14 protein-coding genes and 1 pseudogene are annotated in these 17,993 nt (G+C 53.8%); 10 read left to right on the top strand and 5 right to left on the bottom strand.

From position 1 onward, the window contains the following. Positions 1 to 201: 201 nt before the first annotated feature. Together AC222A_RS08190 and AC222A_RS08185 are read left to right on the top strand one after the other, a co-directional pair. Entirely contained in the window at positions 202 to 2,655 is a 2,454-nt protein-coding gene (locus AC222A_RS08190) for a TonB-dependent receptor (RefSeq protein WP_372749865.1), read from the top strand. A gap of 80 nt (positions 2,656 to 2,735) precedes the next feature. Beyond that, the gene (locus tag AC222A_RS08185; RefSeq protein ID WP_486774843.1) at positions 2,736 to 4,196 is read left to right on the top strand and encodes a M20 family peptidase; all 1,461 of its coding nucleotides are present in this window, start codon (positions 2,736 to 2,738) and stop codon (positions 4,194 to 4,196) included. A 16-nt stretch (positions 4,197 to 4,212) separates the two neighbouring features. Here the strand turns inward: AC222A_RS08185 and nhaC are convergent, their stop codons facing one another. After that, positions 4,213 to 5,679, bottom strand: coding sequence for a Na+/H+ antiporter NhaC (nhaC, locus tag AC222A_RS08180; RefSeq protein ID WP_372758566.1), 1,467 nt, complete (start codon positions 5,677 to 5,679; stop codon positions 4,213 to 4,215). Between the two features lie 34 nt (positions 5,680 to 5,713). Between nhaC and AC222A_RS08175 the strand changes: the two genes are divergently transcribed. Further along, positions 5,714 to 6,466: a glutathione S-transferase family protein gene (locus AC222A_RS08175; RefSeq protein ID WP_486774842.1), complete on the top strand. Its 753-nt coding sequence runs from the start codon at positions 5,714 to 5,716 to the stop codon at positions 6,464 to 6,466. Positions 6,467 to 6,480: 14 nt separating this feature from the next. Here the strand turns inward: AC222A_RS08175 and AC222A_RS08170 are convergent, their stop codons facing one another. Further along, positions 6,481 to 6,900, bottom strand: a complete 420-nt coding sequence (locus AC222A_RS08170; RefSeq protein ID WP_372765593.1) for a hypothetical protein — start codon at positions 6,898 to 6,900, stop codon at positions 6,481 to 6,483. A gap of 4 nt (positions 6,901 to 6,904) precedes the next feature. Further along, the gene (locus tag AC222A_RS08165; RefSeq protein WP_372750412.1) at positions 6,905 to 7,204 is read right to left on the bottom strand and encodes a hypothetical protein; all 300 of its coding nucleotides are present in this window, start codon (positions 7,202 to 7,204) and stop codon (positions 6,905 to 6,907) included. Between the two features lie 251 nt (positions 7,205 to 7,455). Between AC222A_RS08165 and AC222A_RS08160 the strand changes: the two genes are divergently transcribed. Further along, positions 7,456 to 8,046, top strand: coding sequence for an exopolysaccharide biosynthesis protein (locus AC222A_RS08160; protein WP_372758569.1), 591 nt, complete (start codon positions 7,456 to 7,458; stop codon positions 8,044 to 8,046). Between the two features lie 84 nt (positions 8,047 to 8,130). Here the strand turns inward: AC222A_RS08160 and AC222A_RS08155 are convergent, their stop codons facing one another. After that, entirely contained in the window at positions 8,131 to 8,337 is a 207-nt protein-coding gene (locus tag AC222A_RS08155) for a hypothetical protein (protein WP_372749862.1), read from the bottom strand. A gap of 342 nt (positions 8,338 to 8,679) precedes the next feature. Next, entirely contained in the window at positions 8,680 to 9,561 is an 882-nt protein-coding gene (locus AC222A_RS08150; RefSeq protein WP_372749861.1) for an AraC family transcriptional regulator, read from the bottom strand. A gap of 151 nt (positions 9,562 to 9,712) precedes the next feature. Here AC222A_RS08150 and AC222A_RS08145 point away from each other — a divergent pair. The 6 genes and pseudogenes from AC222A_RS08145 (at position 9,713) to AC222A_RS08120 (ending at position 17,979) form a co-directional block, all read left to right on the top strand. Beyond that, positions 9,713 to 11,209: pseudogene (locus AC222A_RS08145) on the top strand (CoA-acylating methylmalonate-semialdehyde dehydrogenase). 10 nt (positions 11,210 to 11,219) lie between these two features. Further along, the gene (locus tag AC222A_RS08140; RefSeq protein ID WP_486774841.1) at positions 11,220 to 12,380 is read left to right on the top strand and encodes an acyl-CoA dehydrogenase family protein; all 1,161 of its coding nucleotides are present in this window, start codon (positions 11,220 to 11,222) and stop codon (positions 12,378 to 12,380) included. Beyond that, positions 12,377 to 13,180: an enoyl-CoA hydratase gene (locus AC222A_RS08135; protein WP_372758133.1), complete on the top strand. Its 804-nt coding sequence runs from the start codon at positions 12,377 to 12,379 to the stop codon at positions 13,178 to 13,180. Before AC222A_RS08140 ends, AC222A_RS08135 begins: the two co-directional genes overlap by 4 nt. Then, the gene (locus tag AC222A_RS08130) at positions 13,173 to 14,321 is read left to right on the top strand and encodes an enoyl-CoA hydratase/isomerase family protein (protein ID WP_372750086.1); all 1,149 of its coding nucleotides are present in this window, start codon (positions 13,173 to 13,175) and stop codon (positions 14,319 to 14,321) included. Before AC222A_RS08135 ends, AC222A_RS08130 begins: the two co-directional genes overlap by 8 nt. A 1-nt stretch (position 14,322) precedes the next feature. Further along, positions 14,323 to 15,216, top strand: coding sequence for a 3-hydroxyisobutyrate dehydrogenase (gene mmsB / locus AC222A_RS08125; RefSeq protein WP_372750085.1), 894 nt, complete (start codon positions 14,323 to 14,325; stop codon positions 15,214 to 15,216). Between the two features lie 114 nt (positions 15,217 to 15,330). Further along, positions 15,331 to 17,979, top strand: coding sequence for a hypothetical protein (locus tag AC222A_RS08120; protein ID WP_486774840.1), 2,649 nt, complete (start codon positions 15,331 to 15,333; stop codon positions 17,977 to 17,979). Positions 17,980 to 17,993: the final 14 nt, after the last annotated feature.

The raw sequence follows: 17,993 nt of genomic DNA, 5'->3' as shown, positions 1-17,993 counted from the left end.
TTTTGGGTCAATGATTTTTATTATTTCAATAAAAACAATAAGATGCATATACCTGTATGGTTTTGCTAAAAGGGAAAGACTGGTGTCGCCCAGCAAAACCGGGATAATGTGTTCACCAAAAACAAATTCGTCAGGCTTCTTATGTTTTATCGCTATGTTTCTGTTTTCGTGGCAGTTGTCGCCGCACTTGTTCCGGGCGTTGTGAGTTCACCAGCCGTCGCCGCCGAGGGGCGTGGGGTGCTGGAAGAGGTGGTGGTCACGGCCCGACGCCGGGCCGAAAACCTGCAGGACACGCCCATTGCGGTATCCGCAGTGGGAGCCGATACGTTGGATCGACTTGGAATCAGTGACATAGAAGACGTGGAAACCTTGGCGCCGAGCCTGCAATTCTCCCAGACTAACTACAAAGCGCCCGCCATTTTTATTCGCGGTATCGGTCAGCGCAGTGGCAACCCGGTGCTGGATCCTGGGGTGGGCATGTACTTGAACGGTGTATACGTCCCGCGCTCTGATGCCCAACTGCTGGATGCGGTGGATGTGGAAAACATTCAGGTACTGCGTGGCCCTCAGGGCACCCTGTTTGGTAAAAACAATATTGGTGGCGCCATTCTGGTGGATTCAAAAAAACCCCACTCAGATGAGTTTGAACTGGCCGCCAAGGTGACGCTGGGAACCCACGGACGCAAAGATGCCAAACTGAGTTCCAACTTGCCTGTCACTGACGATCTGGCGCTACGATTGGCCATCAATAGCAAGCGCAGCGATGGCTCGATAGAGAATGTGAATGCGGGTAACGGGCTGTTCGATCAGGATCGGATGGCGGTTTCCGGGCGAATGCTTTGGTACGCAACAGAGTCACTCGAGGTCGATCTATTTGGTTTCCTTAGCCGCATCGACGAGCGCGGCTCTCCCTACAACTGTCAATTCCAGAATAGCGGCGCCATTCTTACCAAAGGCATTTACCGCGACCCCAATGGCAGCAATTTTAAACAGGCCTGCGATCGCAGTTCAGCCCTAGCTGACAATTTTGAGGTATCTCAAAACGACGAAGATGCGCGCTACGCTATTGATAATCATATGATGGCGCTTACGCTGCGTTGGCCGATGTGGGGTATGGATGTGGAAAGCATCAGCAGCTACGCCTTGCAGGACAATATAGCGATCAGCGGTGACTCTGACGGTACCGCCCTTCATATTGTTGCGGTGGGGCCCGATGCCGGTAATCAGGTATTCGCCGGGGCCGGACTCAGTGCCCCCGATCAAGAGCGAACCCAGTTCACTCAGGAATTGAAATTTAATGGCAGTGCCTGGAATGAGACGCTCAACTACACCTTCGGCGCGTTCTTTGCCCGTGAAACTCTCGACAACGCGTTCGATGGAACCGATGTGGGGGATAATGGCCTGGTAGCGGTAGGACCAGATGCGGCGGTGGATCTGGGAATTGCGCTACCAAATAATGCGGTGCTGCCTGTTCAGGCCAATGCGGCTCAAAATGCCGATTACGAAAACGAAACCAGCGCGGTTTTTGCGCAGGCAAGTTGGGATATGGCGCAGTGGCTGCAGCTGACGCTGGGCGTGCGTTACACCGAAGAAAAGCGCAGCAGTGTTCACACCCAAATCACACCGGATTATCAGGAATACGCCAACCGCCTCAATGCACAAATAGGCAGTAACCCATTTATTGTGCAACCAGTTGTACATTATCAAGATGGGATCTATTCGCCAGTATCGTTGCAGCAGTATTTTGCTTATCAGGCGCCACAAGTGCCGCTCGACTTTGCCGACCCGCTGGTGGGCGACACCCGCTTTTCCGAAGTCACGCCAAACCTGACACTAACTTATCTGGCTACCGACGACACCCTAGAGGCTCTGCGCCTAGATAACTTTATTGTGTACGCCACGGTGTCAAAGGGCTTCAAATCCGGTGGCTTGGATATTCGTAATACCCAGACGAGCGCTAACATCCAACAGTTTGAGCCCGAGCTGGTCACCAGCAAGGAGCTGGGTTTTAAGCTCGATGCGCTGGATAGCCGAGTGCGCTTCAACGTGGCTGTTTTTCAAATGGACTATACCGACCTGCAGGTAGCGCTATACGAGCGCGGTGCTACCGCGACGGAAGTCATACAGTTTACAGGTAACGCCGGTGAAGCGGTGGTTGACGGTTTTGAACTGGAACTGACGGCTTTGATCGGGGATTTCACTATTAACGCCAACGCCGGTTATACCGACGGTGACTTAATTGAATACAGCTTGGGAACGAATACTGCTGACGGTTTTGCGATCGTAGATCGCAGCGGCGAAGCGTTTCCGCAGGTGCCGCAAAATGTGCGTGGTCTGGTGTTGCGCTACGATTGGTATTCAGACTTCGGTGTTATCTCACCGCAACTGCAATACTACTATTCCGATGAAATTTTTATCGGTACGGATTACCTCAGCGGTGACTACGACAGTTCGGTGATCAGCCAGTACGAACTGTATAACGCGCGCCTGGCGTGGGAGGTGAATGATCAGCTCTCGGTTACGGCTTTTGTCGATAATCTGAAAAATGAGCCTTACTTTGTCGGCGGTATCGCAGTCACGAGCGTTATCGGGGTAGCCAATCGCGTGCCCGGTACGCCGCGCCAGGCGGGCCTGGAGTTTAGCTATAGGTTTTAAGTCGGCCGATCTGGTTTGCAACGCACGTGATTGCATCCACGCAATACTCGGATACTCAGCAAGGAAAGAGTAAAACCCACATGAGAATTATCAAGATTGTTCTGGTAGGCGTGATTTTACTGGCGGCCGTGCTGATCGTGCGTACGCTCGGTTTTGCGCCGCCGGCGAGCGACGATATCGCGCCGATTGCGTTAGGCGAATGGAACGAGCAGGAACTTGCTCAAGGGCTTGCCACCGCGTTGACCTATCCGAGTATCTCTACGGGGGATATCGCTGAATTTGATTACGAACCTTTCTTTGACCTTCAGCGTTATCTAAAACAACGTTTCCCCAAAACCTTTGCCGAGATTCCTTACGAGGTGTTTGAGAAGGCGACCCTGCTGTTTCGCTGGCAAGGCGCGGATGAAACCCGCAACCCGATATTGCTGATGGCTCACCAGGATGTCGTGCCGGTTATTCCCGGTACCGAAGACGAGTGGAGTTATCCGCCTTTTGCTGGCACCGTGGCCGACGGCTATATCTGGGGACGCGGTGCAATTGATGATAAGGCTGGCGTGTTGGGCATTCTTGAGGCAGTAGAGCGCCACCTGCAAGAAGGCTTTGTTCCGCCGCGCACTATCTATCTGGCGTTCGGTCATGATGAGGAAGTGGGTGGATTGGGTGCCCGTGCGATAGCCACCGCCTTGCAAGAACGCAATATCACCGTTGATTTTCTGCTTGATGAGGGCGGTGTGATTGCCAAGGGAATGATTCCTGGCGTCGACAAGCGGGTTGCTCTGATTGGCCCCGGTGAGAAGGGCTATGTGAGCCTCCAGCTCAGTGCGCGCGGTACCGGTGGGCACTCCTCAATGCCTCCGATGCAAACGGCGGCAGGAACTATAGCACGAGCTGTACACCGACTGGAGCAAAGTCCATTTCCGGTTGATCTCAGTTACACCATCGACTTCATGCGTTTCCTCGGTGCTGAACAACCTTTTCTGCAGCGGCTGCTGTTTGCCAATGCCTGGCTATTCTCCCCTGTTTTGACCGGTGTATTGGAAAGTGATCCGGCAACTAACGCCAGCATTCGCACCACAACGGCAGTAACCATGCTCGATGGCAGCGTGCGTGACAACGTGCTCCCAATCAAGGCGTCTGCTGTGGTGAACTTTCGCATCCTGCCTGGTGATACGGTCGAATCAGTAATCGACTATGTAACGGCTGTTGTTGACGACCCCAGTATTCAGGTTTCGCACTACGGTGGCTTTGGCAGTAACCCCTCACCCGTGGCTGATACGGAAAGTGTCGGCTTTCAGGTCTTAAGTGATGTCGTGAAGCAGGTTAGTCCCGAGACTTTGGTGGCACCGCGATTGGTGGTAGCTGCAACTGATGCCCGACACTTCAACCAGGTGGCGAAAAACAGCTTTCGCTTTATGGGCGTGGAGGTAGGCAAAAAAGAGCTTGAAGGCATACACGGTACAGATGAACGGGTATCTGTGGCCAGTTACGCCGAAGCCGTGAAGATGTACTACGCGTTGATTGCCCGCGCAGGTGAGTTATAGCAGCTCAAATGTAATGTTAGTGGTTAGGTTGAACCGGCACACGCTGGGCTTCTGGCGTGAGGTGTTCTACTCGCCAGCCCATGCGCATCACCAGTATGGTCATCAGTGGGCTGATCAGATTAAAAAAGCAAAAGGGCAGGTAGGTCAGCGTTCCGAGTCCCAGTACCGTCGCATGATAGGCGCCGCAAGTATTCCAGGGTACTAGTACAGAGGTGACAGTGCCGCTGTCTTCCAGTGTGCGGCTAAGATTGCGCGCAGAAAGGTCATAGCGTGCGTAGAGTTCCGGATACATGCGCCCGGCAATAAGTAATGTCAGGTACTGTTCCGATGCGGTGATATTCAATATGCCACAGGTGCCGCTGGTGGTAGCTACCAGCGAAGTGCGGCCTCGGATCAACGTATTGAGACCTTCGAGAATACGAGCCAGGCAGCCTGACCCTTCCATTAAACCGCCAAAAACAACCGCGCACAGAATCAACCAGATGGTATTGAGCATGCCGGCCATGCCAGAGGTCGACAGTAAATCGTCGGTGAAGGGGTGGCCGGTTTCAATCTGGGTTTCACCGACAATGGGAAGCAGTAGTCCACGATAGAGGCCGGTCCAGTCAGTGGCGCCGCCGATCTGATAAACGAGTTCCGTCTGGAAGGCGAAAGCGAACAGACTGCCAGCCAGCGTTGCCAACAGCATCAGTGGCAGTGCAGGCACCTTGCGAATAATAAGAATGATTACCAGCGCAGGTACTAACAAGAGCCAGCCAGACACGTTGACACTGTTGTGAATCGCTTGAATCATCTCAGCCGATTGGGTGATCTGGCCTGTGGCGCGGTGTGTTACACCTAGAATAAGAAAGAGCAGCAATGCGATCAGAAATGAAGGCAGTGTTGTGATAAAGAGATAGCGTACGTGGCTGAACAGATCAACGCCGCAGACGCCTGAGGCAAGGTTTGTGGTGTCGGAAAGCGGCGACAGCTTATCGCCAAAATAGGCGCCGGAAATAACGGCGCCGGCGGTGACAGGCAGGCTCATACCCAGGCCTTCGCCCGTTGCCATCATGGCGATGCCGATCGTGGCTGCGGTCGTCCAGGAGCTACCAACAGCGGTGGAAACAATGGCGCAGACCACTGCAGTTGCCGCATAGAACCACGCGGGATCAGCCAGCGTCAGTCCATAGGTGATCAGCGTGGGAACAATGCCGCTCATCATCCAGGTGCTCGATAGGGCGCCGATCAACAACAACATGAGAATCGGGGCAATGGCTATCTGCATAACTTTTAGCATTTCCGCCTGCAAATGCGGCCAGCGGCTACCATGTTTCAACGCGATAATGGCTACAAGAGCGCCGGCCAAAAGCAGCGCAAATTGATTTGGCCCTTCGATGGCGGCATCACCAAACACGGCGACATTCACGGCAAGAAGCAGTAGCAAAAACACTAACGGTAAAAGGGCTGTGGGCAGAGTCAGCTTGTTTTTGCTTGTAGTCATCCGGTTATAGAATCTGTTATTGGCAGGAGTGAGTATGGAGTATATCAGTGTTACACAGGCGCGCACGCGCAAGGCTTTACGGCTAGTGTTGTGTGCAGGTACACCGGGTGTCTGGGGGGAGGCAATAAAGGCGGTTCTGGCGTACAAACATATCGATTACCTCCCGGTATTGCAGGAAGTGGGAGGCGACAATGACGATTTGCGTGAATGGACCGGTCAGACCAGCGCGCCCGTCATTGTTGATGCCGAAGATCGCCTGCATATATCTTGGGAAAGTATGCTTCTGCTGGCAGAGGATCTTGTGCCCGATGAGCCGTTGATACCAAGAGATCCGGTGGAGCGGGTATTGCATTTTGGTCTATTGCGCGAGATCGCCGGTGAAAGGGGGGTAGGCTGGAATAGACGCCTGCAATCCATTGCGTTGTCGGGTGGGCCTGGAGCGAACCCGGTTCTGCAACGATTGGGTGATAAATACGGCTACAGCGAAGCTGCGGTACTGGCCTCCGAAGCACGTACGGTCGAAATACTGGAGCTTCTCAGCGCGCGTTTGCGCGATCACGCACCGTACTTTTTCGGGGAGCAGCTTACGGCGCTAGACTTCTACGCCGCAATTTTTCTGGGGGTAATGATTGATCCATTGCCCCATGAGTTGATTCCCATGCCGAAGGGAATGCGCCTTGGCTTTTCGCACCCCCCAGCAGCGATTGCCCGGGCCTATGATGAACGCCTCAGGGGGCACCGCGATCTCATGTTTGAGCGTCATATCGCGACCCCGCTCGACTTCTGACAACGGGGTGTGGCCTATGCCGTTGATTGTGTTTCCAGCCACGCTTTGACAGTGGTTTTCAGTAGTTCACGCGTTTCGGGCGTTTCTGCGGCAACGCCGGCTATTAGTGCTATTGCAGCAGACTCCATCGGATACTTTTGTATCAGTTCTCGCGAGCTGTCCAGCAGCGCCGCATGGTGGCTGTGGGGCTGCGCCGACGCTCGTTTTTCGGAGTTTGATATCCGCGTTAGCGCGCGAAGTGTCACTAGCAATAGCAGAGCACACAGCAGCCCTGTCACGGCCAGCGCACTGGCTTGGCCCATCAGCGGGCTCAATACCACCGCCAAACTGTCGAGCAGATAACCAATAGAAAAGGCAATCAGAATAATAACCAGGGCGAGCGCCGCCACAGTGGCGGCGAGCCCCAGAAGCAGTCGTCCGGCAACTTCTTTCACCGTTTTACTCCGCCGGCGACTGGTTCAGAAGTTTTCCAAGGAATAGCCCGGCCAGAAAGATTGCGAGTAGCGTCGTCAGGGGACGTTCTTTAATCTGGCGTTGGGTGTCTTTGATCGTTTTATCTCCGATAGATTTTGCGCGCTGCGACCATTCGTCACGCAGTTGACTTACCTGACCGCGCTGTTTGTCGAAGAGGTTGTGTGTGAGTTTCGAAAAGTCGTCACGTAGTTGATGAATGTCGTTTTTCAGTGTGTCGTAATTAATGTCGTCAGATCTCTGCTGGCTATTGGCTTGTGAGTCCATGTAGACCTCCATCGTTGTCACACGCTTACAAAGCGTTTCTGATTGGCAACAGTTAGTCGTCACGCCATATATGCGGCGCTTGATTTCATTGAACAGGACTTTGCGCGCTGTTGTCCAAGCCGTTGTGACGTTCGGCAAAATATTGCCGAAACTACTGCTAAAACAGTGTGATCTTCGCTCTCGACCTCGGTGCTGTTTGCACGCTAGAGTTCACACAGTAAGTTAGTGTTCTGTCGCCGTAGGGAGCGTATATGGAAAACACCGAGCAACCTGCCAACCTTGAACAGATGTTAGATCTACTGGCGGAGGGTGTTGAAGACGATGATAAGGTCTCAGTTCGAACGATGCTTCAAGCGGCAGGTTCGCGCTCGTTTGCACCCGCTTTGCTGCTCGCGGGGCTGATTATGTTTTCACCCCTGAGTGGGATTCCTGGCTTGCCTACCGTCGCCGCCTTGCTCGTTATGCTTATTGCTGGGCAGATGTTAATTGGACGAAACTATTTTTGGCTGCCTGATTTTATTGAAGGTCGGGTAGTTCCTCGCAAAAAATTCGATTTGATGTTGCATTGGATGTATCCGGTTGCACGCTTTATCGATAGGTTTCTCAAACCTAGATTTACCCTGTTGACCGGTAACGCAGGCACCATGTTACTCACGTTGACCTGCATGTTGATCGCAATCTCTGTTCCCCCGCTGGAAATTGTGCCCTTCCTGTCCAGTGCTGCGGGCGCATTACTGGTGCTGCTGTCACTGAGCATGATTGCGAATGACGGGCTTGTGGCGATGGTGGCAATTTTGCTGTTTGCCGGCATGCTTTGGGGTGGGGTCGCTCAGCTCACCTGACAGTGCTATGCGATGGATTAGTCTACGACATTACTTTCATGGAGGCGGGGGATGCCGCCGTGGCATCCCCTGGTACAAAAGCGTTTAGCAGTTAGTATTTTCGGCGTTCGCGCTTTCCTTGGCGTCCTCGCAGGTGTCCTCCACGGCGTTGGCAAAATCGGTTGCTGCTTCATCCATATTTTCTCCGATCTCTTCCATACCGCCTTCGTCGCGGTCGCAACCGATAAGCGTGGTCAGTGGAAGTACCATCATGGCGGTCAATGACAGGGCTTTCGCAAATTTCTTGATCATTTTGAAGGTCCTTTCCTGTTAAAAAAGCAGGCACTCGCTCAGGTCTCGAGTGCGCTGGGCCGCAACATTACGTTGGCAAAGACACTTGGTACAGTAAATATGCACAGCATACTGCTCCAGTTTGAAGAACATTTCGCGGTTCCCACAGCCAAATAGCTACGCCATGGCTGGCGATTGGGGGATGGTGGCTCTGATTTGATATTGGTGGTAGTTAGAAAAAATTATCTGTGTGAAAAAATTACTGAAGTCCAGAAAGCGAAGTTCGCCCTATGTTTTGAAAGCAGGAAGCTGTCGCCATTGTCACCGGCGTGTGTGCGGCCGCAACTTTTCTGAGAGTGAGCATTACTTTGTATGCGACGCCCGATAATCTCTCGGCGATAATCCTGTCACTTTCTTAAAAAGCCGCGAAAAATACAGCGGATCGTCATAGCCCACTGCTGCGCTCACTGCGCTGATGCGCAGGTCTGTGGTATCGAGCAGTTGGCAGGCAGCTTCAATCTTCATGTGCAAGAAATGCTTGATCGGTGAGTAGCCGGTTGCTTCTTTGTACTTGGTGGAAAAGTGGTATTTGGAAAGGTTGCAGCTTTCCGCCAGTTCATCCAACGTCAGAGGCTTGTCCAGGTTGGCGCGCATATTATCTTCGATTTCACGCAGGTTAAAACCGGTAGCCGTGTTGTGTTGGGTGGATCGGTTCTGCAGGGCGATATAACTCAGCATCTGCTTGAGTAGGTTGGCGGCATGAATAAACGGCAGCTCTCGGTAGCCGGTTTCGCGCACACTGAGCAGGCTCTGAAAATCGCGAACCAGTTTCAGGCGCTGGGTGGTGGGCAACAACAACTGTTCGCCGTTGCCGATAATCAGCCTCACATAATGCTCAGCTTGTTCACCCGCGAAGTGACACCAGTAAATCGTCCACGGGTCTTCACGGCTGGCTTGATAGTAGTGGGGGGTATTGGCGGGAATGATCAGCAGGTCACCGGACTGCACGCACTGTGTTTTGCCCTGAGCATCAAGCCACCCCTCGCCGTCAATGCAGAAGATCAGCAGGTTGTCGTCATGCCGGTCGCGGCCCATGCTGTGGTCGTGTGCCTGCGGGTAGTAGCCCATCGCCGAGGGGTAGCAATCGCGGGCCAGCGGGCTGCTGTGTAGGGCTTCCAGCAAGAAACCCGGGGTGACAAAACGGATGCCGTCCTGGGGTAGCGGCCAATGTGAGGGTTGACTCATGGGTGATTTGGTAGCAGCTTTACGGTGAGTGTTACCGCAATATAGTCCATTTTTATCGAAATTTCGTCAATACTGCTGCTTTTGGCGCGCGGGTATAGTCTTAAAGCTTCCATAACCAAGAATTATTTCTCAATCCAGCACAGGTGATGCAATGAACAAGCGCGTACCGCTATTGATCAATGGCCAGTTTGTCGACAGCAAGTCGGCTCAGTCTCTCCCGGTTATCAACCCGGCCACGCAGGGTGTATTGGCCGACGTACCGTTCGCCACCCAGGACGAAGTTGAGCAGGCCATTCAAGGAGCGGCAGAGGCGTTCAAAACCTGGCGCAATGTGCCCGTGCCAGAGCGCGCCCGTTTGATGCTGCGCTATCAGGCCTTGCTTAAAGAGCATCATGACGAGCTTGCCGAAATTCTGGCGGAAGATAACGGCAAAACCTTTGAGGATGCCAAGGGTGATGTATGGCGCGGCATTGAAGTGGTTGAACACGCCTGCAATGTGCCGTCACTGCTGATGGGCGAAACCGTAGAGAATGTAGCCAACGGTGTAGATACCTACAGCAACGTGCAGTCGCTGGGTGTGTGTGTCGGCATTACCCCGTTTAATTTTCCGGCCATGATCCCGCTGTGGATGTTCCCGCTGGCGGTTGCTTGTGGCAATACTTTCGTGCTCAAGCCCTCAGAGCAGGTGCCGATGACGGCGGTGCGCCTGCTGGAACTCTTCAAAGAGGCGGGCTGCCCCGATGGTGTGGTGCAGATGGTGCATGGTGGCAAGGATCAGGTAGACCAGCTGCTTACCCACCCAGTGACCAAAGCTATTTCGTTTGTCGGTTCGGTACCGGTGGGCGAGCATATCTATCGCACCGGTACCCACCACCTTAAACGTGTGCAGTGCTTTGCGGGTGCCAAAAACCATATGGTTATCATGCCAGACGCAGATAAGAACACCGTGGTAAACAATCTGGTGGGTGCATCAGTGGGCGCCGCGGGTCAGCGCTGTATGGCGATTAGTGTCGCGGTATTTGTTGGTGACAGCATCAACTGGGTGGATGAGCTGAAAGAAAAACTTGCCAAAGTACAGCCCGGTTACTGGAACGACGGCAGCGCCGGTTACGGCCCGCTGGTCAGCAAAGCGGCTACCGACCGCGTTAAAGCTTATATCGGCAAGGGCATTGAAGAGGGCGCCACCTGTTTGTTAGACGGTCGCGACTGCACCGTTGAAGGTTATCCTGACGGAAACTGGGTCGGCCCGACCATCTTCACCGATGTGACCACCGATATGACCATTTATAGAGAAGAGATTTTTGGTCCGGTGCTGGTTTGTATGCATGTTAAAACCCTGGGTGAGGCCATTGAGTTAATCAACGCCTGCCCGTTTGGTAATGGCACCTCCATTTTCACCAAGTCCGGTGCTGCCGCGCGGCGCTAACAGCATGAAATTGAAGTAGGTCAGGTGGGTATCAATATTCCGATTCCAGTGCCACTGCCGTTTTTCTCATTTACCGGTTGGAAGGCCTCCTTTATGGGTGACCTGCACGCCTATGGCAAACAAGCGGTGCGTTTCTACACAGAAACCAAAACCATTACAGCGCGCTGGCCGGTGGATGAGGCGGCTGGTGATCAGCCCAATATGACCATCGCCCTTAAGTAGGGAGAACATCATGGATTTCGAACTGAATGAAGATCAGCGCGCCTTTCAGGATACAGCGCGACAGTTCGCCCAGGATGTCATGGCGCCCGATGCTGCTCAGTGGGATGCCACCCAGTTTTTCCCGAAAGACGTGCTACGTCAGGCGGGGGAATTGGGTTTTATGGGGCTGTATACACCCGAATCGGAAGGTGGTATTGATCTGCCGCGTCTGGATTCGGCGCTGATCTTGGAGGAGCTGGCAGCAGCCTGCCCGTCCACAGCTGCCTATATCAGTATTCATAATATGGCGCTGAGTATGGTGGCGCGTTATGGCTCGGAAGAGGTACGCCGTGCTTTTTGCCCGGGCCTGACCGCCGGTGAACAGCTGGCCTCTTATTGCCTGACGGAGCCAAATGCAGGTTCCGATGCCGGCAATCTGAAAACTCGTGCTGTGCGTGATGGCGAGGTTTACCGGCTAACCGGAAGCAAAGCGTTTATTTCCGGTGCCGGTGATTCCGATGTGCTGGTGGTGATGGCCCGCACAGGCGGCGATGGCCCGAAGGGTATCAGCGCCTTTGTCGTTCCGGCAGATGCTTCGGGTATCAGCTACGGCAAAAAAGAAGAAAAAATGGGTTGGAACAGCCAGCCGACTCGGGCGATTAATTTTGATGAAGTGGAAGTGCCGGTTGCCAATCGTCTCGGTGATGAAGGGCAAGGGTTTGCTATCGCCATGGAAGGGCTAGACGGCGGACGCATCAACATTGCAACCTGTTCGATTGGGGCCGCGCAAGCCTGCTTGCAGTTTGCAGTGTCTCACGTGTCGGAGCGGCAGCAGTTTGGTCAACGTATAGCAGATTTTCAGAATACCCAGTTCAAACTCGCCGACATGCAAACCGAATTGATTGCCGCGCGTCAGATGGTTCGTCTGGCGGCGTTCAAGCTTGATACAAGTCACCCGGAGAAGACCGCTTATTGTGCGATGGCAAAACGTTTTGCCACTGATGTCGGTTTTCAGGTTTGCAATGAAGCCCTGCAACTGCACGGCGGTTATGGCTATATTCGAGAATATCCGGTAGAGCGTTTTTTGCGTGATAGCCGGGTACATCAGATTCTGGAAGGCACTAACGAAATTATGCGCGTGATTCTGTCGCGCCGTATTCTGATTGAAGGTATGACGGAGATACTGAGATGACAAATACCATGACAGTAACCAGCCCGACACCCAAGCTGAAGCTTGAACGCGACGGTCATGTCGCGATCATCACCATCGACAACCCGGCCGCGAATACCTGGGATGGCGATAGCCTGCCGGGTTTGAAGAAAATTGTAGAAGGTTTGAACGCAGATAAAAACATCTACGCGCTGGTGGTGACCGGTGCGGGGGACAAGTTTTTCAGTGCCGGCGCTGACCTCAAAATGTTTGCCGATGGCGACAAAGACAATGCCCGCAGAATGGCTGACGCATTTGGTGAAGCCTTTGAGTCGTTGGCAGATTTTCGCGGTGTGGCGATAGCCGCCGTTAATGGCTACGCCATGGGCGGCGGTCTGGAGTTTGCGTTGGCTTGTGATATTCGCGTGGTGGAAGAGCAGGCGCAAATGGCTCTGCCGGAAGCCCGTGTAGGTTTGTTGCCTTGTGCCGGTGGTACGCAGCGCTTGAGTTGGTTGGTCGGCGAGGCCTGGGCCAGCAAAATGATTTTGTGCAATGAACGCATCACTGCCGCCACTGCCGAAAAGATTGGGCTTGCCCAAGAAGTCGTGCCGCGTGGTGAGTCACTCAAACGTGCAGTTGAACTGGCTCATCAGGTGGCGAAACAGAGCCCGTCGAGTGTCACCGCGTGTAAAAAACTCATTCGCGGTGCTCGCGAACGTGCCATGAACCCGCAATTACCGCATGAGCGGGAACTATTTGTTGATCTGTTTGATACACAGGATCAGGTTGAGGGCGTGCAGGCGTTCCTGGAAAAACGCGAACCGGAGTGGAAAAATGCCTGAGCTGGGGCCGGTTATCTTTGAAGAAGTTGACGCAGCCAATGGCAAAGCCATAGGGGTTATCACTCTCAGTGTTGAAAAAACACTGAATTCCCTGACATTGCCGATGGTAGATTTAATGTTGGCGCAATTGCAGGACTGGCAGCACGATCAGCGAATCGCCGCAGTCTGGTTGCAGGGCGCGGGCGAAAAAGCCTTTTGTGCCGGGGGCGATGTTCAGGAACTGTATCGCTCGGCGACAAAGACGCCTGGCGGCCCCTGCACCGAAGCGGAAACGTTTTTTGAACGAGAATACCGCTTGGATTACCTGCTGCACGTGTATCCCAAACCTGTCATCTGCTGGGGCGATGGTATTGTGATGGGCGGCGGGCTCGGCCTGTTTATGGGTTGTAGCCACGCAATCGTTACGGACAAAACCCGCATCGCCATGCCAGAGATTACTATCGCTCTCTACCCGGATGTGGGTGGAACATGGTTTCTCAATCGTATGCCGGGTAAAACGGGCTTATTCGTTGCTTTGACGGCCGCTTCGATCAATGCGGCAGATACGCTATACGCTGGCATGGCAACGTATTTCGCGCTGCGCGATCGCAAAGCAGAGTTGTTTGATGCACTCAAAGGGCTGGGCTGGCAGAGCAATGACAAGGCCAATCACGAACTGCTGAGTGAAACGCTCAGGTCATTGGCGCCAGCGAAGGCCCAGTTGGCCGATGGTGGTGAGCTTGCCAGTGCCTTGGCAGAGCATCGCTCATTGATTGACGAGATATGCGCGGGCAGCGATTTGCAGACTGTGGTTAACCAGATTCTGGCTATTGAATCCGATGACAAATGGCTGCAGAAGGCGCAAGCCAGTCTCGCTCACGGCTCTCCGGTTGCGGCGCACAGTATCTGGAACCAGCTGACCCAAGGCGGCAGCCTGTCATTGGAAGAGGTGTTTCAGTTTGAATTGATGCTGTCCACCAACGTGGTGCGTCACCCGGAATTTGCGGAAGGTGTTCGAGCCCTGCTGATCGATAAGGACAAAAACCCGCAGTGGCTGTATCCCACGGTCAACGATGTGCCTGAGCAATTGGTTCAGGGATTTTTCACACCGCCGTGGTCGGAAAACCCGCTGGCGGACATCGCACAATTAAAAGGGGCTTAGCATGAGCAAGGTTGCATTTATTGGTCTGGGAAATATGGGTGGTCCGATGGCGATCAATCTCGCCAAAGCAGGCCACAGCGTGACGGCTTTTGATTTGTCCGAAGCAGCCTTAGCCGCAGTCAAGGCAGAAGGTGTCAGTACTGCAGATTCTGCGGCCGCAGCTATAGCTGATGTCGATGCGGTGATTTCCATGCTGCCAGCTGGCCAGCACGTGTTGTCGGTCTACCTGGATGAGACGAGTGGAATTCTTAACCAGCTGCCTAAGGGCACTCTGGTACTGGACTGTTCGACGATTGATGCAGAGAGTGCTCGCGAACTGGCAGCTGCGGGCAAAGCGCTGGGCGTAGGTGTGATGGACGCGCCAGTCTCTGGCGGCGTGGCCGCAGCCCAGGCAGGCACGTTGAGCTTTATGTGCGGTGGCAGCGCTGAAGATTTTGAGCGCGCAAAAGCCATATTGTCAGGCATGGGCAAGAACATTTTTCACGCCGGTGATCACGGCGCCGGACAAGTGGCTAAGATGTGTAACAACATGTTGCTGGCCATTCATATGATCGGCACCGCCGAGGCGCTGCAGTTAGGTGCTAATAATGGCCTGGACCCGAAAGTGTTGTCAGAGATCATGCTGGCCAGCTCAGGTCGCAATTGGTCGCTGGAAGTCTACAACCCTTATCCTGGTGTGCAGGAAAATTCGGCTGCCAGCAAAGGCTATCAGCCGGGCTTTATGGTGGATCTGATGATCAAAGATTTGGGCCTGGCCATGGAAAACAGTATCACCAGTAAAAGCTCGGTGCCGCTGGGCTCGATGGCACGTAGCCTGTATACCGCGCATGGCCTTGCCGGCAATGGCCAGAAGGATTTTTCCAGTATTCTCAATTTGTTACGAAAACCATCCTGACAGCCGAAAACGCTTGACTGTAAACCGGCCTAAATTGGGCCGGTTTTGTTATTCATGTATTCGCCGTCAGCATGAGATACTAGCCCAACGTATAATAATTATTGTGAGTGGCTTATGTCTCACCACCGTATTCTCGAATGTTTACTGGTATCGACGCTGTTGGTGTTGGGCGCCTGCAACGACGGTAGTTCTTCCCGCCGCAACGCAGCAGCCCCACCAGCGGCCGCGCCGCCTGTAAATGATGTCCCTGCGCCAAAACCTCAGCCGACGATACCCGCGCCGAAGGTTGCGCTGACGGCCTATACAGCGGCAAACCGCTGTATTGCGTTCAAGACCGAAGACAACCGCTATCTGCAACAGGTCGATGGCGGCTACCGCGCCAGTCTTATCCTGGCAGACACTGATCCCCAGTCCTATTCCTTCTACCTAAAGCCGACAGGCACCTATCGTGCGGCGACAGAATCAGCCACCGCTGCAGTTAATTATCTGCTGTTGTCCGATTATCGACGACAGGCTGCGCCGGAAATCCGTGGCAAGGTGACCAACGTGGATCCCGGTAGCAAAACCTTGCTGGGTATCAGTGATCCCAATCGCCGGTTTCTGGATTTTGAGGGCAACTTTATCGGTCAGCCGGGCGAGGTGATTGCCGGTGTGGGAGATATGTCTGATTTTGCCACTGATGCTGCAAAGATTATCAATTCGGATTCGGCGAATAATGATGGCGCCGATCAGATCAATGAAAACAGTAGTGTACTGGGTGACGGGTTGGATTCGCTGGGCACCCAACTGGAAGATGGATTAGCGCAGGTAGGTAACAGCAGTCCTGCACTGGGGACGGTCGATGAAGCCAGTGATCTGGCGGTATGGGAGTTGAGTCAGGTGGCTGCGGACAGCAAGCTTTTCACGCTGCGCTCAGCCGTTACCGGGCAGTATCTTGTAGTGACTGAAGACGGCGCGCTGGGTCTGGCGCAATCGGCAGATAGCGGACACCGCTTTGAGCTGGAGCGTCTGGCCTCCTGCGCCACGTATCCAGAAGCGCAATTGAATGCTGAGCGGGTAGATCCCAACGTAGCCCCGCGTATCTACTGGGACGAAGATAATAAGCAGGATGTCTATGGCTGGGTAGATGATCACGCCCATATTACCGCTTACGAGTTTATTGGCGGGCGTATCAACTACGGGTCAACGCACCACAAATTTGGCGTCGATCACGCGCTTGGTAATTGCCAGGTCAATCACGGCCCCAATGGCTCCACAGGAACGGTGGAGATGGCTACATCCGATGATTTCAACGGTCATGAGACCGTGGGCTGGCCAAGCTATAACGACTGGCCTCGCAGCAATTCGTTGCAGCATCATCAAACTTATTATCGCTGGATGGAGCGCGCTTTTCTCAGTGGCCAGAAAATCATGGTCAACCTGATTACCCATAACGAACTGTTGTGTCAGATCGTGCCGCAAAAGAAAAACGATTGCGACGTTATGGCTGACACCCGGCTGCAAGCGCAGCGAACCTACGAGCTTCAGGATTACATCGATATGCAATCCGGCGGTCCTGGTAAGGGCTGGTTTCGTGTTGTTGGGTCTCCGGCTGAAGCCCGGCAGGTTATTGACGCCGGCAAGATGGCGGTGGTGCTGGGTATTGAAGTTTCCAAGGTGCTAAATTGCGGCGAGTTTATGGATGAGGCGGAGTGCACCCGCGCGCAAATAGAGGAAAGACTGGACGAGGTTTACGATCTTGGCGTTCGATTGATCTTTCCAGTTCACAAGTTTGACAATGCCTTTGGCGGACACTTGCCGCACTCTGGCTTTGCGTTAGGGCCGATTCTGTCGGTGGGCAACCAGGCTGAAACCGGTCATCCACTGGAGGTGGAGGCGTGTGGGGATGATAGCGATCCGGATTCTACCGGTCTCGAAGAAAATGCGAATGATCCGCGAAATTTCCCACCGGTGGGTATTGTCGACTACCTGCTCGCAAACTTTGAGTATCTGGTCAATCAGTTGCCGCCATCTGGGCAGTCCTTCGATCCACGCACGGGCACGGATCACCTGTGTAATATCCGCGGTCTCACGCCGCTGGGTGAATTTCTGCTCGATAGACTGGTAGAGCGCGGCATGATGATCGATCTGGATCACATAAGCCGTCGCGCGTCGGAAACGGCGATGAACCATCTGGCTCAATACAAGGATGCCCAGAACCGCGTGTTCCCGGTAATCAGTTCTCACGATTGGACCGATTCTCAGGCGCTGTTGAATCGCATTGGTCGGGATGGTGGGTTTATTGGCCGCTTTGCCCGCGATGGTCGCAACAACTGGCTGGAGCGACTCACTGGCATGGCCGCTCGCTATGATAACCAGCCTTTTTTTGGCGGTGGCATCGCGTCTGATGTAAACGGTATCGCCAATCTACCAAAAGATCCGCGCACTAATGCGTCGGTGACCGACGGTGAGATTGACTACGAGCAGGGCTTTTTGTCCTATGATGGTCGAGTGCGTTTCAAGCGTCAGGTCACGGGTGATCGGGTGTTCGACCTTTACGCCGAGCGCGGCGTGGCTCACTACGGCCTGTATCCGGACTATATTGCTGACGCTCAGCAGTTCGGACATTGCAATGCTGTCGATCAGGCGAAAGCCAATGCCGACAGTACGAGCCTTGCCTGTCGGCCTACGACGCAGGCGCTCGATGTATTTTTCCGCTCAGCGGAGGCCTATTTGCGTATGTGGGAACGCGCTGCTTCTTTTCGCTCAGTCACCACAAACTAGGCGCAAAACTTGTG

The sequence above is a fragment of the Litorivivens sp. genome, assembly GCF_057445395.1.
Note: the sequence above shows the minus strand (reverse complement) of the source record. Positions and strands in the feature narration are given on the sequence as shown.

Bases quoted from the DNA above. Each gene is read 5' to 3' on its own strand.
- AC222A_RS08185 (WP_486774843.1), top strand. From the start codon at position 2,736: ATGAGAATTATCAAGATTGTTCTGGTAGGCGTGATTTTACTGGCGGCC.
- nhaC (WP_372758566.1), bottom strand. From the start codon at position 5,679: ATGACTACAAGCAAAAACAAGCTGACTCTGCCCACAGCCCTTTTACCG.
- AC222A_RS08175 (WP_486774842.1), top strand. From the start codon at position 5,714: ATGGAGTATATCAGTGTTACACAGGCGCGCACGCGCAAGGCTTTACGG.
- AC222A_RS08165 (WP_372750412.1), bottom strand. From the start codon at position 7,204: ATGGACTCACAAGCCAATAGCCAGCAGAGATCTGACGACATTAATTAC.
- AC222A_RS08160 (WP_372758569.1), top strand. From the start codon at position 7,456: ATGGAAAACACCGAGCAACCTGCCAACCTTGAACAGATGTTAGATCTA.
- AC222A_RS08155 (WP_372749862.1), bottom strand. From the start codon at position 8,337: ATGATCAAGAAATTTGCGAAAGCCCTGTCATTGACCGCCATGATGGTA.
- AC222A_RS08150 (WP_372749861.1), bottom strand. From the start codon at position 9,561: ATGAGTCAACCCTCACATTGGCCGCTACCCCAGGACGGCATCCGTTTT.
- AC222A_RS08140 (WP_486774841.1), top strand. From the start codon at position 11,220: ATGGATTTCGAACTGAATGAAGATCAGCGCGCCTTTCAGGATACAGCG.
- AC222A_RS08135 (WP_372758133.1), top strand. From the start codon at position 12,377: ATGACAAATACCATGACAGTAACCAGCCCGACACCCAAGCTGAAGCTT.
- AC222A_RS08130 (WP_372750086.1), top strand. From the start codon at position 13,173: ATGCCTGAGCTGGGGCCGGTTATCTTTGAAGAAGTTGACGCAGCCAAT.
- mmsB (WP_372750085.1), top strand. From the start codon at position 14,323: ATGAGCAAGGTTGCATTTATTGGTCTGGGAAATATGGGTGGTCCGATG.
- AC222A_RS08120 (WP_486774840.1), top strand. From the start codon at position 15,331: ATGTCTCACCACCGTATTCTCGAATGTTTACTGGTATCGACGCTGTTG.